The 15,148-nt window shown below is 40.6% G+C and carries 11 protein-coding genes; 3 read left to right on the top strand and 8 right to left on the bottom strand.

All coding sequences use genetic code 11. The features are described 5' to 3' along the window. Nucleotides 1-97: 97 nt before the first annotated feature. On the bottom strand, nucleotides 98-2,428 hold the full coding sequence (locus DOZ58_RS01660) for a methyl-accepting chemotaxis protein (protein ID WP_111886710.1): 2,331 nt from the start codon (nucleotides 2,426-2,428) through the stop codon (nucleotides 98-100). Nucleotides 2,429-2,811: 383 nt separating this feature from the next. Continuing rightward, nucleotides 2,812-3,216, bottom strand: a complete 405-nt coding sequence (locus tag DOZ58_RS01655) for a hypothetical protein (RefSeq protein ID WP_111886709.1) — start codon at nucleotides 3,214-3,216, stop codon at nucleotides 2,812-2,814. A 243-nt stretch (nucleotides 3,217-3,459) separates the two neighbouring features. Here DOZ58_RS01655 and DOZ58_RS01650 point away from each other — a divergent pair, with 243 nt between their 5' ends. Together DOZ58_RS01650 and DOZ58_RS01645 are read left to right on the top strand one after the other, a co-directional pair. After that, nucleotides 3,460-4,137: a LiaF domain-containing protein gene (locus tag DOZ58_RS01650; RefSeq protein ID WP_111886708.1), complete on the top strand. Its 678-nt coding sequence runs from the start codon at nucleotides 3,460-3,462 to the stop codon at nucleotides 4,135-4,137. Then, entirely contained in the window at nucleotides 4,134-4,979 is an 846-nt protein-coding gene (locus tag DOZ58_RS01645; protein ID WP_111886707.1) for a DUF4097 family beta strand repeat-containing protein, read from the top strand. The genes DOZ58_RS01650 and DOZ58_RS01645 overlap by 4 nt, the downstream gene beginning before the upstream one ends. Nucleotides 4,980-5,031: 52 nt before the next feature. Here the strand turns inward: DOZ58_RS01645 and DOZ58_RS01640 are convergent, their stop codons facing one another. After that, the gene (locus DOZ58_RS01640; RefSeq protein WP_111886706.1) at nucleotides 5,032-5,667 is read right to left on the bottom strand and encodes a flavodoxin family protein; all 636 of its coding nucleotides are present in this window, start codon (nucleotides 5,665-5,667) and stop codon (nucleotides 5,032-5,034) included. A gap of 182 nt (nucleotides 5,668-5,849) precedes the next feature. Between DOZ58_RS01640 and DOZ58_RS01635 the strand changes: the two genes are divergently transcribed. Continuing rightward, a complete protein-coding gene (locus DOZ58_RS01635; protein ID WP_111886705.1) occupies nucleotides 5,850-6,506 on the top strand; it encodes a YitT family protein in 657 nt (218 codons plus the stop codon). Nucleotides 6,507-6,552: 46 nt separating this feature from the next. On the opposite strand, the gene DOZ58_RS01630 is transcribed toward DOZ58_RS01635, so the two are convergent. The 5 genes from DOZ58_RS01630 to DOZ58_RS01610 all read right to left on the bottom strand — a co-directional run bounded on the left by DOZ58_RS01630 (nucleotide 6,553) and on the right by DOZ58_RS01610 (nucleotide 14,841). After that, nucleotides 6,553-8,826, bottom strand: a complete 2,274-nt coding sequence (locus tag DOZ58_RS01630; protein ID WP_111886704.1) for a PAS domain S-box protein — start codon at nucleotides 8,824-8,826, stop codon at nucleotides 6,553-6,555. 211 nt (nucleotides 8,827-9,037) lie between these two features. Next, nucleotides 9,038-9,583, bottom strand: a complete 546-nt coding sequence (locus DOZ58_RS01625) for a hypothetical protein (RefSeq protein WP_111886703.1) — start codon at nucleotides 9,581-9,583, stop codon at nucleotides 9,038-9,040. 25 nt (nucleotides 9,584-9,608) lie between these two features. Continuing rightward, nucleotides 9,609-10,445, bottom strand: coding sequence for a 4Fe-4S binding protein (locus DOZ58_RS01620; RefSeq protein WP_111886702.1), 837 nt, complete (start codon nucleotides 10,443-10,445; stop codon nucleotides 9,609-9,611). Nucleotides 10,446-10,632: 187 nt separating this feature from the next. Continuing rightward, complete coding sequence (locus tag DOZ58_RS01615; RefSeq protein WP_111886701.1) at nucleotides 10,633-13,062, bottom strand: EAL domain-containing protein; 2,430 nt, start codon at nucleotides 13,060-13,062, stop codon at nucleotides 10,633-10,635. A 183-nt stretch (nucleotides 13,063-13,245) separates the two neighbouring features. Further along, the gene (locus tag DOZ58_RS01610) at nucleotides 13,246-14,841 is read right to left on the bottom strand and encodes an ABC-F family ATP-binding cassette domain-containing protein (RefSeq protein ID WP_111886700.1); all 1,596 of its coding nucleotides are present in this window, start codon (nucleotides 14,839-14,841) and stop codon (nucleotides 13,246-13,248) included. Nucleotides 14,842-15,148: the final 307 nt, after the last annotated feature.

Raw genomic sequence — 15,148 nt, 5'->3', positions numbered from 1 at the left:
TTCTGGTGTTATTTCGATCCACTTATGAAAAAGAATAACATTAGGTAATTCCTAATGTTATTCAAAATGACTGAGGATAAAAGTTCTGATTCTATTTTTATCTCAGTTGAAACTGATCAATCATTTGTTTTAACAAAATTGATTGTCCTGAAAGTTCTTCGCTGGCAGCAGCACTCTGTTCAGCTGTCGCCGAATTCTGCTGCACGACCTGAGCAACCTGCTCAACACCCATATTAATCTGGGCGATGCCGGTGGCTTGTTCATTAGAGGCCGTGGCGATGTAGTCGACTAAGTCATTGACTTGGGTAATACCGCCTACAATTTCATCTAACGCACTGGCCGTTTCATCGGCAATTTTTGTACCGACCGCCACCTTGTTAATGGAACCTTCTATTAAAACGGTTGTTTCTTTGGCAGCGTCAGCACTACGGGCAGCCAGGGTGCGGACTTCTTCGGCTACCACAGCAAAGCCTTTGCCATGCTGACCGGCCCGGGCTGCTTCCACAGCCGCGTTAAGCGCTAAAATATTGGTCTGGAAGGCAATATCGTCAATTACCTTGATGATCTTGGAAATATCTTCGGATGACTTGTTAATTTCCACCATTGACTGCTGCATCTCGGTCATTTGATGGTTACCTTTATCAGCATTGCCCATCACATTTGTCGCCAATTCCCTGGCCTTGTTCGCATTGACGGCGTTGTTCTTCGTTTGGTCAGCTATTTCTGCTATGGATGCGGTTAGTTCCTGGATCGAGCTAGCCTGTTCGGTAGAACCCTGAGCCAGGGCCTGGCTGCTGTCGGACACCTGATTGGCTCCGGCGTTTACCTGCTCAGCGGCATGATTAATATCTCCAAGCAGTGAGTTCAGGGTTGCAATAATGGTATTAAGGGCATCAGAAATTTTATTAAAATCCCCTCCGAATGAGCTGACATTCTCTAAGTTGAGATTTCCATTACCAATTTCTTCTGTAACGGTGGAAATTTCTCCCACTATTTTTTCAAATCCGCTCCCCATTGAATTGACAGCTTGTTTTAACGTTTCAAAACTACCGCTGTAAGAACCATTTACACTCACATTTAGATTTCCGTTAGTTATTTCATCCATCACATCCGAAACTTCTTTGAGGGGTTTTGCTATTTCACCAAGAATGCTGTTCATCCCGCTGATCAGTTCCTGCCAAGAGCCTTCGAATTTTGTTTCATCGGCTCTGGCATCAAGTTGTCCCTCAATTGCTGCATGCGTTAGCATGCTGGCATCATCAATGAGATTACCGATAGTACTTTTAACCTCTGTTAAGCTGTCCCCAATTGCTTTAAACTGGTCATAGACTTCGTTAGTATATTGTCCCGGTTCATCTACATGCAAATCAAGATCAAGATTTCCCAATGATAATCGATGCAGGTTGTCAGCCAGTCGAACTACCGCTTCGCTCCGATAATTATTGACACTCATTACCGGTGTTGTATCATGAGATACTTCAACATAACCGATCTTTTCACCGTATTTGTTTATGAGGTTCATGGTATCCATCCGGTAGTATCGATCCATAAATTCAAAGCGATACTCGGCATAGCCAAGTTCATTCAGTTGATCCCCACTGCCATTTAACATCGTTACGCCACAGTTTTCGGTATGACACATCTCCAGATTACAGCTATGGCAATCCGCGCCGCGAATATCTTCTCTCTTTTCAGCCGTACCGGTCAACTTCATCAGATCTTCAAGAATTTTATTGACAAAGACCATTTTCATATTTTTGTCCGTAGTAGTCACACGGTAAGGCAGGGCATCCAGAATGGCTAAATAGTATTCCATATTTGAGGTGACTGTCTCCATAGCCTGATTTGCCTGCGCAAGTGCTTTTTTATAATCACCCTTCATGTCATTTTCAATATTCCGATCAAAATACTCTTTGTTCTCAACCAAATCCGGCATCATATTAAGATAATCGAGTAGTTTTCCCACCGACTTTTGAACTGCTGATAAACTATTTCCCATCTGGTCCTTGTCTGACTGTGGGCTGATGATTGCTGAAAAATCACCAACTGCCAGCTTAGCGGCCATTTCTGATTGAATTTTAATATTTTCAGCAATCAATGATAACGCATAACTGATTTCACCCAACTGATCCTGAGGTTTCTCAGATCCAAGTCCACTTTCAAGATCACCTTCTGCCATTCGGTTAGCAACCACTGCCAGACTGGCGATTCTGTTTGAAACTTCTTTCATTCCTAAAGCGATCACACCAACAATAACAACTAAACCGATTACATAAACTAATAATAAGCTGTTTTGAATACCTGTAAACTGGTCATAACTTTGACTTGTAACCATCATTGCAATACCTGCTACGATACAAAATACAATTGCTACAGGCAAAACAACCGTTACCAGGATCTTTGACAACAAACTCTTCTCATGCTTCATCCTTTTTCTCCTCCTAAATTTTACTTCAATATAATATAACGCTTATATCCTAATTTATACCCATCTTTCATCGAATAATTAAACCGCAATCCTCAATAAAAAAAAGCGTTGCTACCTTTTTCTTTATCGGCATCGAATAAGGCAGCTAACTCATGATCAATCGTTTAGCGGATTAATTGTTGAATTACAATTGTCATTTCATTTTTCGTATACGGTTATTTTCATTTGCCACTTATATACTATCGTCATTAACCCGGCTTACTTTAGTTCTATTTAATTTTTTACGATAATTTTATTGTCGTGTTTAAAAAAAAGAATAGCCAGCTGATGAGAAATTCAGCCGGCCTGACAAAATTTGTAGCGGCACCTAAAATTCTACTAAATTAATGAGAACTACTATAGACCAAATCGTTATTATTAAAATCGAAGGTATTATTAATATGTCTTAAAATAATAAGCACCTTGCTGAGGTTCTCATAATAGACCTCATCATATTTAGCACTGCCAATATCAAATCCTTTTAAAGTAGGTAACAATTCTTCTGCCCGCTCAGGATTGCTATCCACCGTGGTACATAGCCTGTAAAGCTTTTTAAACTGGTATTCTTCCACCAGATAAAACCGCCCATCATCAACCCCATTTTGAATATTTTCTAAGAACCAGCGATGAATCTGGTTCGTTTTTTTAAACCGACCCATCACTTCAGAAGCTACCGCCCAGGGCTTTAGCCGTAATTGTTTAAGATCTACTCCCCGGTCGCATTTATATAAAACACTCTCTAACCCCATGTTACTATCCTCCATTGTCGATCTCACATAATCGACTGCTCTCTGTTTTAAATTCAAAAGATCCTCTTTCGATTATCATCTATTCTTAGATCCTCTTTCTACCATTTTACCTACCCTATTTCATTAAGTCAATTACTATAAGCCCTCTGACTGAATTATTTTCTCACTTGAATAAATCCAGGAAGAATGAAATTTTATCAGAAGCGTGCTATAATAAAGTAACTTTAAAAAAAGGAGAGAAAAATGAGAAATCGAGTAGGCAACTTGTTGTGGGGGCTATTATTAGTCGTTATCGGCCTTGGCTTTGCCGGAAACGTATTTGGTCTGTGGAATTTTGAGCTATTTTTTGACGGCTGGTGGACCTTATTCATCATTATTCCCTGTGCTATCAGTATGGTGCAAAATGGCGTACAACTCTGGAATACTATTGGCTTAGGTATTGGTGTGTTATTATTTATTTCTGCCAGAGGCTATTTTAACGGTGCATTGTTGGGGGACCTGATCTTTCCGATCATTATTATTGCCATTGGATTGAGCATCATGTTCAAGGATCGACTCAGTAAGAACGCTAAATTAATTCAGGGTATGACAAAGGATGGACTTCCTGAGTATTCGGCTATATTTGGCGGTCAGGAGATTAACTTTCCTGGGGAAGCGTTTAACGGCGCTACTATTACTGCAGTTTTTGGCAGTGTCGACCTTGATTTGAGACAAGCCATCATCAACGAAGATATTTATATTTCGGCTACTGCTGTCTTTGGCGGTATTGATTTGATGGTTCCCAGCAATGTCCGGGTAGAAATGGCAACCACACCGATTTTTGGTGGCGCATCAAATAAGACTAACAGACCGCTGGACGAAAATCCACCGACGATTTACATCAATAGCACAAATATCTTTGGAGGGACTGAAGTCAAATGAGTAGTAATCAAAGTTGGATTAAATACCTGGCCATCGCTTTTGGTCTGGTGCTGGCATTAGGAATCATCGCCAGCATTGTCAATGGGGGCGTCGCCATCATGCGGGGTTTTGGTCTGATTGAAAACAAAAACCAAATCATCGAACAAGGTGAATCCAATTTTCGACAGGATTTTACTGGTGACTTAAAATCTGTTTTTGTTACTTTTGATACCGGTAGTATCACGCTTCAAAGCGGAGATGCCTTTGTCGTTGAAGGAACCAATGTCCCACCAAGTCTTAATGCCACCCTTGACAACGGCAAGCTTATTATTGAGGATAAAAAGAGCACCCAAGTCTTTCCGAATCTGTTTGGTAAAGATCGCATGACCAACCTTATCGTTACCATTCCCCGCAACACCCAACTAAAAAAGCTGGAACTAGAAATTGGTGCCGGCCGCGGTGAATTGTCTCAACTAGTTACTGATGAACTGGTCATCAAGCAGGGAGCTGGAGAAGTCGTGGCCGATCAGCTACTGGCTAATTCCGGTAAACTCAGCGGTGGAGCTGGAGCCGTTCATTTTACTAACGTAAAACTCAATGACTTTGAGATCAACGGCGGGGTGGGACTTATTAGTATCCAGGGGATTGTCACTGGAGAATTTGAAGTCGACTGCGGCGTTGGCCAGACCAATCTGGATATCAATGGCAATGTTGATGACTATTTCATCACTGTCGACCAGGGTATTGGACCCATTACCATCAACGACCGGAGTATTTCAGAAACGGGCGTCGGCACGCAATCTGCCCCTCATCGCATCAATATTGACGGCGGAGTTGGGCCGGTTTACATGACATTTAAATAACCAATAAAAAAACACGTTTAACGTGTTTTTTTTATTGACATTAACAACTTCTTTATCTGACAAAGTGCATATAAACTTTTTTAAAGGGATTTGGTTCCGCAACCACACCCTTGCCGTTTTCGATGAGACGCATCAGCCAAATCATGTTGGCTGCCGTAACTTCAATGGTCTGGGCGCCTTCGGTATCCTGGGAAGCTTCTCCGGCAGTGCGACCATGAATAACATTCCAGTAATTGCCCGTTGCCATTACCATCTCCGAGTAGGTAATATAGTGATTCAATTGATCAATACTTGCCACTCCACCGGAACGTCTTACCGCTACTAGAGAAGCGCCGACCTTATGCCGAAATAATCCGCCATTGGCGCCAGCTACATAAAACGCCCGATCCATAAATGACTTCATATTTCCGCTGATGCCAGAAAAATGAACAGGACTGGCAAAAATAACACCATCAGCCTCTTTAATTTTTTGAATCCCTTCGTTGACGACATCTTTAGTAAAGATACACTGTTCATCTTTATTTTTACTACAAGCATTGCAACCAGTACACCCCTGTACCGCTTTCATACCAACATCGAAAACTTCAAAATCGATGCTCTCCTGAGCAAATATTTCACCAGCAATACTCAGTGCTGTAAATGTATTGCCTTCTCCATGAGGACTACCATTAATGCCTAATACTTTCATTTCTAACCTCCCGAAGCAGAGTGCTCCATCTGTTCTGTTTTATTGCTTTTAGTATACCACATTTTTAAGTAAGTAAAACCTCTATCGCGCAATTTAGCAAAATTCAAACGCTGTACACTTTGATCTTTAATCGCAAATAAATTTATGGTATACTTATACTATTACCCTTTAAGGAGGGCCTTATGGCAGAATACATTTTACGATTTTTAAAACTGAATTTTGGTCTTTTTCTTTATGGATTGGGAATTATTGTTACCATGCGGGCAAATATCGGTTATGCGCCCTGGGAAGTTCTTCATAGCGGTATCAGTCAAACTCTAGGCGTCAGCATTGGTTTAATAAACACAGCAGTGGGTGCGCTTATTGTCGCCCTTGTTTTTCTGCTTGGTGAAAAAATAGGACTGGGTACTATTTTTAACATGTTTATGATCGGTTTATTTATGGATCTCATCCTTTTTTTAGACTTTATCCCACTTTTTAATCATTTTTGGATTGGAACCCTAGTGCATATTTTGGGTCTCTTTATTATTTCCCTGGGGACCTATTTTTATATTTCTTCGGCCTTTGGCGCCGGTCCTCGGGACAGCCTGATGGTGGCGATAACCCGAAAAACCGGATTACCAGTCGGTCTGTGTCGCGGTATTGTGGAAATCAGTGTTGTCCTGATTGGCTGGCTACTCGGCGGGATGGTTGGTTTAGGAACGGTTATTTCAGCTTTTTCAATTGGTTTTTGTGTACAGATTACGTTTAGACTTCTGAGATTTGACCCTACTCAGGTAAAACACGAAACCTTTGGTGTGATGTTTCAGAACCTCCGCAAGCTAAAAAAAAATAATTAACCTGGTCTTAATGGATCGACCGGGTTAATTATCGGGCTGGATTATGTTATTTTTCATTTTCAATCATCTCAATAAAGACTCTGGCAATTTCCGGATCAAATTGGGTGCCGGAACAACGACTGATTTCTTCAATGGCTTCTTCAGCTGTTAAATCATTCCGATGCAAGCGCATCCTGGTCATGGCATCATAGGCGTCAGCGATAGCGATAATTCGGGCTTCCAGGGAGATCTCTTCGCCTTTTAGTCCTTTAGGATAGCCACCGCCATCCCAATGCTCATGATGCTCCAAAATATGTTCCGCAATTTCGGCAAATTCATTAGCTGAACTCAAAATCCGGTAACCGATTTCAGGATGTCGCCGAATCTCATCCCAATCTGTTTCATTTAGTTTTTCTATCTTATCAAGAATGCCCTCCGCAATTCCGATTTTGCCGATGTCGTTCATCAGCCCGGCGGTTTGAAGATCATGGGAATCTTTAGAATTAAAACCGATTTTATTTCCTATCTCTGCTGACAATTTGCCAACCCGCTCTGAATGAAACATTTCTTTCTGATATTTGTCGAATAGGGTTTCAATCATCATGCCCACCGTTTTGTTCCGCATTCCCAGGCTTTCGGTCAGTTTACGGCGATACATATAGTCTTCAGCTCGTTTAAAAATCCGCTGAATATCTTCTTCCTCGTTAAACTTTGTTTCAAAACCAAATGAAATTGAAAGTTCAACGGTACCGACTTTTTCAGCTTTAGCCAGTTCTTCAATCCGATTGATAATTTCTTCCGCTTCTAATTGATCTGTTTTTGGCAACAGTACCACAAATTCGTCGCCGCCTAATCTTGCCACCACATCATCTGCTCGACAGGCTTTGACAATTGTCTTAGCCGCTTTTTTTAATAACTCATCCCCCATTACATGTCCAAAACTGTCGTTTACCAATTTCAGGCCATTAACATCACCCATAATTAGCGAAAACGGTAAGTTTCTTGGCGTATCCATACGACTAAGCTCTTCTTCGTAAAAGCGCCGATTGTAAAGCCCAGTAAGCTGATCATGATAGCTTAAATACTCGATCTGATCCAGTTTCTGCTTTTTTTCGGTGTAATCTCTAAATACCAGAACAACCCCCAGAACATCGCCGTTTGCGTCAATAATGGGAGCGGCACTGTCTTCAATGGTTCGTTCTATACCATCCTTAGCAATCAGCAGGGTATGATTATCCAGCTCCCTGATTTCTTTTGTCTTAATCACTTCTGCGACAATATTTCCAGCTTTTTCCCGATTACTATCGTTTATAATACTAAAAACGGTTTCGATCGGCTTACCCAGGGCTTCCTTCTTTTGCCAGCCTGTCAATTCTTCTGCCACCCGATTAATAAACAAAACATGACCATTTTTATCGCATGAGATGACCCCATCCCCAACGGAAACCAAGGTTGTTTCGAGTAGTTTGCTTTCTTTTTTTAATTCACTTTCCAGACGTTTACTCTCAGTAATATCAATCCCCACGCCGGTGAAATATTTTTTTCCATCCAGGGTCATTACCACACCATTCGAACGAATAAGTAATTTTTTTCCGCTTTTGGTAATCAGATTGGCATCTACCTCTCCATACCCCTTACTAAACACCTCCTCTACTGCCGCCATCACTTTGACCAAATCATCGCCCTCAAACCACTGATCAAGCGTCATATGAGCCAATTCATCGGCCGAATAGCCTGTCATTTCTTCATGTTTTTTATTCCACTTTATCAGTTTTCCTGCTTCGTCATAAACATAAAGATAACCTGGAATGCTTTCAAACAAGGCTTCGATAAAAAGCATCTCGCGCTTTAATTCTGCCTGCGCGGCGATTAGCTGTTCATTAAGTTCCTTCAGCGCATAGGTGCGTTCAGCGACCACTTTCTCCAACATCATGTTTTCTTTTCGTAGTGCATCGCTATCGAGCTGCAAACCACTGATGTCTGTCACAATCGAGAGTAAATAATCTGTTCCATCCAAAGAAACGGGACTTGAACGCACCTCGACGTCTCTGATTTCGCCCTTACGACAACGATGCTTAAAATAAAACTGATTACGCTCTCTATTTTTTGCCAGTTCCGCTTCTTTTTTAATTTGATCTTTACTAAGGCAATTAAAATGGGTAATCTTAAACGTTATCATCTCACTATGGGTTTTCCCGTAGAACAAACAGGCAGAATGATTGCAGTCTTTAATTTCAAGCGTGTCAATATCGATCAGAAGCATAATTTCCTGATTATTTCGAAAAAGGTCTTCGAAAAATGATTCTTTGCCTTTTACCTGTCCTATTTTTTGATCGTTCATATCTCCACCCACTCACCTTCACTTAGATAAACGATAAATTAAAGCACTACACGTCACGACAAACTGCTAATCTATGATTGACTGATATTATCTATCTACCCCAAACGCAATCCGCCAATCAAGGCTGCTACTTTTTGGAGAACAAATTTTTCCAAACAAAAATCGCGAGATATCCTTACCAGGAGATTTCTCACGATCGGTTGACGATAGTTTAATCAGTGCCAAGCGGAAAATAATCGCCATCTTCAGACATCCCAACTGGATAATAGCATCGCTTAAGCCAACTCTGAGTAGAAAGCTCAGGAATGGGTGGAAGTTTTAGACAATGCTCAAATCCTTCTCTGACAATATCGACAAGCTTCTGATCCATGTCGGTGGCCACAGAGTCAAAGACCTCCCAACCTTTTGGGGGCAGATGGAGCAGGATAATCTGGGTTTTGTCTCCCCTTGTCCAGACATCTAGTACCTTGAAATGAGAACCCGCTTCCAAAACACATAAGCCCCAATGGGTATCGTGCTCATAGACCCGCATATTATCATAGTGGTTTGACAGGATCGCCAGACGATGGGTCGTAACCATACCACCGCGACGCAAACTGGCGTCGGTAAACCCCAGCTCTTTTAATACCATTCCCACCTGATATTTTGACCCCAGATCACCCAGATTGCAATCCCGAATCAATAGCGCAATACCCGGATAGGTAAACTCAATGACTTTTTCTAATTCTTCTCGTTTCTTATATTTTTCTGTTAACATTACACCATCCATTGTAGTTTTCTAATTATTTATTTCGGCCGGGAATGCCGCTTTCACAAGGCACATTAACCTGACATTTACCACAACCATATCGGGGTTTAAACTTTTGGGCAGTTTTATCAAGAAAAATGCCGCATAATCGATGATCCTTACCTTTTTCAATGGAGATGGCTTTGACCGGACACTGTTTAATGCAGGCACCACACTGGGTGCAATAGGCATTATAAATTTCATAAGGCCGCTGACTGGGCTCTAACTTAAGTTCAGTTACCAGACTACCAAATCTTCCCGCAATTCCTTTTTCAGTGATCAATCCCTTTGATAAACCAAAGGTTCCCAAACCGCAAAGATAGGCAATGTGCCGCTCTGACCAGTTGCTAGTAAACGCCAGGGGCTCACCGCAAAGTTCTTCAATCGGTTCGGTAATGCTAAAAAACTTATTATCCATGGTTGGCACCATTGTGGCGTAACCAGCACGATTGATACTATTTTGCAGATGCAATAGCAAAGAACGCAATAATTTGTGCCCTTCAACTCGGCCAACTAACCAACCCCAGGAGGGCCAAATTTTTTGTTCCCGATTACTCCCCTTTACGGCCTCACTAAAGGGCAGAAAAAACGAGATCACCGTTTGAGCTGTCGGCATCCACTCCTGCGGGTTTCTAAAGTGACAGCCAATCACCTCCGGTTCCTTAAGCACCTTAAAGACATCGTCACTCGCTTCACAAAATCCAAAAATAGGTGGATCATATATTTTTTCCCCAACTAACTCATGAGGTGCATTACTTTCTAACTTTATCTGATTATCCAAAGAATTCGCAATAAATTCTTTGGCAGTTTGGATTACATCTTTTTTGTCCATTTATAGCCTCTCGATCCGATTCATCTTATCACCTTAATTATAAACCAAGCTTCTGGCTTTGTAAATTTTTTAGTTGCTCAACGCAAGCATAATTGTTAAATATTCTACAAACAAACCTCATTCGGGCATTCAAATCTTTAATTACTCTCTAACTTACCGCATATTTTAAGTAAAGCTGATCCAACGGTTACCCCTGCCGTCTTAGAATTTCTTCAATCTCTAGCGCATCAAGTGGTTTATAATAGTAGTAGCCCTGAATCAGGTCACATTGGGACGTTCTTAAAAAGGCTACCTGTTTTTCCTTTTCCACACCTTCTGCTACCACCGCCAAACCTAAACTTTTCCCAAGTTGGATAATCGCATTGGCAATGGATTGATCCTTATGGTTATAGCCGATACCATCGACAAACTGCTTGTCCATTTTCAGTCGGTCTAAAGGCAGCATTTTTAAACGACTCAATGAAGAATACTCCGTTCCAAAGTCATCAATAGCTATCGAAACGCCAAGTTCTTTCAGGCTGTTAAGCTTACCGATAATTTCACCGAATTCTAAAATGGCGGTACTTTCAGTAATTTCCACTTCCAGATATGCTGGACTTAGGCCAGTCCGCTTTAGAATTCCTTCGATCTGACTGATCAGATTTGGGTTTTTTAACTGACTGGCCGAAATATTAACAGCCATTAATATCGGTTCCATTCCCATAACCTGCCAAGCCTTGTTTTGTCGACAAGCAGTTTCAAGAACCCATTCACCGATCGGATTAATCAAACTTGTCTTTTCAGCCAATGGGATGATGACAGCCGGAGAGATGAGCCCTAATTCTGGATGCTGCCAACGCAAGAGTGATTCGACCCCAGTCACTCGCCCCGTACTCAGACACACTTGCGGTTGGTAATTGACAATTAACTCACCTTTTTCCAGGGCCCGGTAGAGATGATTCGTAAGCTGATTCTGGCGATTTACTTCTTCTTTCATTTCGGAAGAACAGAGCAGATATTGATTTCGGCCTTTCTCTTTGGCCTTTATTTTGGCAATATCGTCATTCATGATCAATTCTTCAGGATCTTTCCCATCAATTGGATAGAGTGCAATCCCCGCACTGGCCGTCATGAAAAATTCCTGTCCTTTGAGAATAAAGGGTTCATAAAAAAGATTCATCAATTTTTCGGCAATCAAAGCCATTTCACCTTTGTTTTCAATATGACTGATCATAATCAAAAACTCGTCACCACTGAAGCGGGAAACTAAATCCGTCTTTTTCATTAAATGTTTGATCTTTTCACCAACCAGATAGAGCAGCTCATCTCCCATTCCGTGGCCGACTGTATTATTAACAACTTTGAATGAGTCGAGATCTAAAAAAACAACGCCCAGATGGGTCTGGGTAAACTCCTGTTTAACAATACTAAAATAGAGAAAATTTGTAAAAAGATTGCGGTTTGGCAGCTTCGTGATTTCATCATAATGCGCCATAAAATTCAGTTCTTTTTCAGCATCAATCCGGGTAAGCGTATCACCTAATATATTTGCGATAATTTTCATAAAATTCAAGTGATCTTCCTGCCACTCTAAACTTTTTGTTTCCTGATCAAGTCCCCAAAACCCAATAATTTTTTCTTTACTGGTAATCGGTGCAATGATCTGAGCTTTAATCGAACTAATACCCATATTAAAAATTTCTGCATTAACAAATTGAGGGAGTTTACTGATATCCGATGCGACAAACAGTTCATTCTCAAGAATTTTTTCCATCCGCCAGTGATTGCGATTAATCGGCAAGTTTTGAATGAACTCCTGACCAGATTTTATGCCTTGACGACAATAATCCTGGATGCATGAAAATGTTTCACGCTCCTGATCAAAAAGGCAGATATAGGCACGATCAATCAAAAAAAATTCACTACTGATTTTTAATAAATTGTTGATACTCGCTTCAAAATTATGCTGATTAATGCCGACACAATCGGATGAAATCTGGGTGATCAATTCTTGAAGTCTCATCTTTTCTGCCGTTTCATTGAGTCTTAGTAAAAATAACTGATTAATATAATAGCACAGCCATATCCCAATACAAAACAAGCCAATTCTGAGCAAGTAATCAACACCACTTAACTTCACATAAACGAGCGGCATCATTACCCAGACAATAATTTGAGTTAAAATAATAGAGACGGCCATCATTCCCAAATAAACGATTTCTCTAAAGACCAGAAAAGGAATAATTAAAATAAAAGGAAATGCCCAAATCGTAATTGCCCCAAATTCCAGAAATTGCATCGTAACGATGGGTACCAATATCGCAAGCAGTGAAACATTGACAAAATCTTTCCACCGATCCGGTAACGCTAGCCGCTGCACAACCTGAATGATTAATCCAAAACCAATCAAAACGGAACTTAAAACCAATACGTCGGTAAGATTGGATTCCTTGCTCATAAGATACCGGGTAACAAAATTCAGTATCCCACCAAAAACCATTGCAATCGTAAGATAAAAATAGACCTTCTTCGTTGAAATAACATGGGGTAATTTAAAAAAGACATAGAATCCTGATAATATATAAAAGATAAAAAAGACAAAAAAGACAATTGATAATAAGAATACCAAGTTTTCCATGGAGCACCTCTATGTATTCATTCGAATTAACTTTCTGAATTATATCATTTTTATGGCAATTATAACAGTCATTTTAAAAACCGGGACATCAACGACGTAAAATAGTGATTTTATTGAATAAAAAAAGCACTCCTCTAAATGGACGATCTCTTTTCCATCATTAGAGGTGTGCTTTTATAAATATTAAGACAACGTTTTTTTATAGTTGATGAATTCATCATAGGTCGATAATCGATCGATAATGCCTTCTTCTCTGATTTCAATAATTCGATTGGCCACAGTTTGCATAAACTGGTGATCATGACTGGCAAATAGCAAGATGCCCTTAAAATCAATCAGACCATTGTTGACGGCAGTGATCGACTCCAGATCAAGGTGATTGGTTGGCTGATCCAAAACCAGCACGTTTGAGCCAAACATCATGATTTTTGAAAGCATACAGCGAACTTTTTCTCCTCCGGAAAGAACCTGAACCTCTTTATAAATATCATCTCCGGAAAATAGCATTCGACCGAGGAACCCGCGGATATAGGTTTCCGTGATTTCTTCGGTGTATTGCTGAAGCCATTGGCAGATATTCAGGGTACAGCCATTAAAATAGTCACTATTATCTTTGGGGAAATAAGACTGGGTGGTACTGACGCCCCATTTGAAACTGCCTTCGTCCGGTTCAATTTCTTCCATAAGTATTCTAAATAAGGTCGTCATGGCAATCTCATTCTCCGCCACAAAAGCAATCTTATCATCCTTATTGACCCGAAAACTGACGTTGTTGAGAACTTTAACCCCATCGACAGTTTTTGATAAATGCTCAACCGTTAGAATTTCCTTGCCCGGCTCCCGATCAATCTGGAAACCGACCCATGGATATTTTCGGGATGATGAGGGCATGTCTTCGATGTCTAACTTATCCAACATTTTTTTACGGGAAGTGGCCTGTTTGGACTTGGATTTATTAGCCGAGAATCGGGCAATAAAGTTCTGCAGTTCTTTGGCCTTGTCCTCATTTTTCTTGTTTTGATCTTTTAATAAGCGCTGTATCAATTGACTAGACTCATACCAGAAATCATAGTTACCAACATAAACCTTAATCTTAGCAAAGTCAATATCGACAATATGGGTACAGACATTATTGAGGAAATAGCGGTCATGGGATACCACAATAACCGTTCCTTCATAATCCATTAAAAATTCTTCCAGCCATTCCACCGCTTGAATGTCAAGGTGATTAGTGGGCTCATCCAGTAAGATAATCTCGGGCTTGCCAAATAAAGCCTGGGCCAATAAGACCTTAACCTTTTCGTTACCACCAAGGCTATCCATACTGGCGTCGAGAATATCAACCCCCAGACCAAGGCCCTGAATAATTCGGGAAGCATCGGATTCGGCTTCCCAGCCGCCCATTTCAGCGAATTCACCTTCCAGTTCGCCCGCCCGGATGCCATCTGCATCGGAAAAATCTTCCTTCATATACAGCGCGTCTTTTTCTTTCATTACAGCGTAAAGATGCTGATTCCCCATCATTATGGTATCCAGAACCGAAAACGCATCAAAGGCGTAATGATCCTGCTTAAGCACTGACATCCGCATGTGTTCAGGAATAAAAACGTTACCGGTTGATGGCTCAATCTCACCAGATAGTATTTTTAAAAAGGTGGTCTTACCAGCGCCATTCGCCCCAATAACCCCATAACAATTCCCCGGGGTAAATTTTATATTTACATTGGAAAAAAGATTCGTTCCGCTAAAATTTAAACTTAGTTCTGATACTGTTATCATTAATCGTTAATCCTCCACTGATTTATTTAGTCGGCAATCCAAGTTAAGTAAGCTCTGCACAGTTTTTTTAACTATTTATTAGTCATTCCGATGCACATCGCCTAATTTACGGATGTGATCTCGTCTACTTACATTTCAACTGGTTTTCTATAATTTGGTCACCTTTCCGTAAAGAAGAGGCCTTCATCAGAACACTGACAAATAGCCTCTATCATAAGCTGTTTTATTATATCCTTTTTAACGTTTATTTTCCACTCTTTTTGCTAAATATTATCAGATTATTCTCGAATTTTCCAGAATACTTGAA

The sequence above is a fragment of the Acetobacterium sp. KB-1 genome, assembly GCF_003260995.1.
Lineage (GTDB): Bacteria > Bacillota > Clostridia > Eubacteriales > Eubacteriaceae > Acetobacterium > Acetobacterium carbinolicum.
The sequence above is the reverse complement of the archived record's forward strand: the minus strand, read 5'-3'. Positions and strand labels throughout refer to the sequence as shown.

Coding starts and splice junctions, on each gene's coding strand:
- DOZ58_RS01660 (WP_111886710.1), bottom strand. CDS start 2,428: ATGAAGCATGAGAAGAGTTTGTTGTCAAAGATCCTGGTAACGGTTGTT.
- DOZ58_RS01655 (WP_111886709.1), bottom strand. CDS start 3,216: ATGGGGTTAGAGAGTGTTTTATATAAATGCGACCGGGGAGTAGATCTT.
- DOZ58_RS01650 (WP_111886708.1), top strand. CDS start 3,460: ATGAGAAATCGAGTAGGCAACTTGTTGTGGGGGCTATTATTAGTCGTT.
- DOZ58_RS01645 (WP_111886707.1), top strand. CDS start 4,134: ATGAGTAGTAATCAAAGTTGGATTAAATACCTGGCCATCGCTTTTGGT.
- DOZ58_RS01640 (WP_111886706.1), bottom strand. CDS start 5,667: ATGAAAGTATTAGGCATTAATGGTAGTCCTCATGGAGAAGGCAATACA.
- DOZ58_RS01635 (WP_111886705.1), top strand. CDS start 5,850: ATGGCAGAATACATTTTACGATTTTTAAAACTGAATTTTGGTCTTTTT.
- DOZ58_RS01630 (WP_111886704.1), bottom strand. CDS start 8,826: ATGAACGATCAAAAAATAGGACAGGTAAAAGGCAAAGAATCATTTTTC.
- DOZ58_RS01625 (WP_111886703.1), bottom strand. CDS start 9,583: ATGTTAACAGAAAAATATAAGAAACGAGAAGAATTAGAAAAAGTCATT.
- DOZ58_RS01620 (WP_111886702.1), bottom strand. CDS start 10,445: ATGGACAAAAAAGATGTAATCCAAACTGCCAAAGAATTTATTGCGAAT.
- DOZ58_RS01615 (WP_111886701.1), bottom strand. CDS start 13,062: ATGGAAAACTTGGTATTCTTATTATCAATTGTCTTTTTTGTCTTTTTT.
- DOZ58_RS01610 (WP_111886700.1), bottom strand. CDS start 14,841: ATGATAACAGTATCAGAACTAAGTTTAAATTTTAGCGGAACGAATCTT.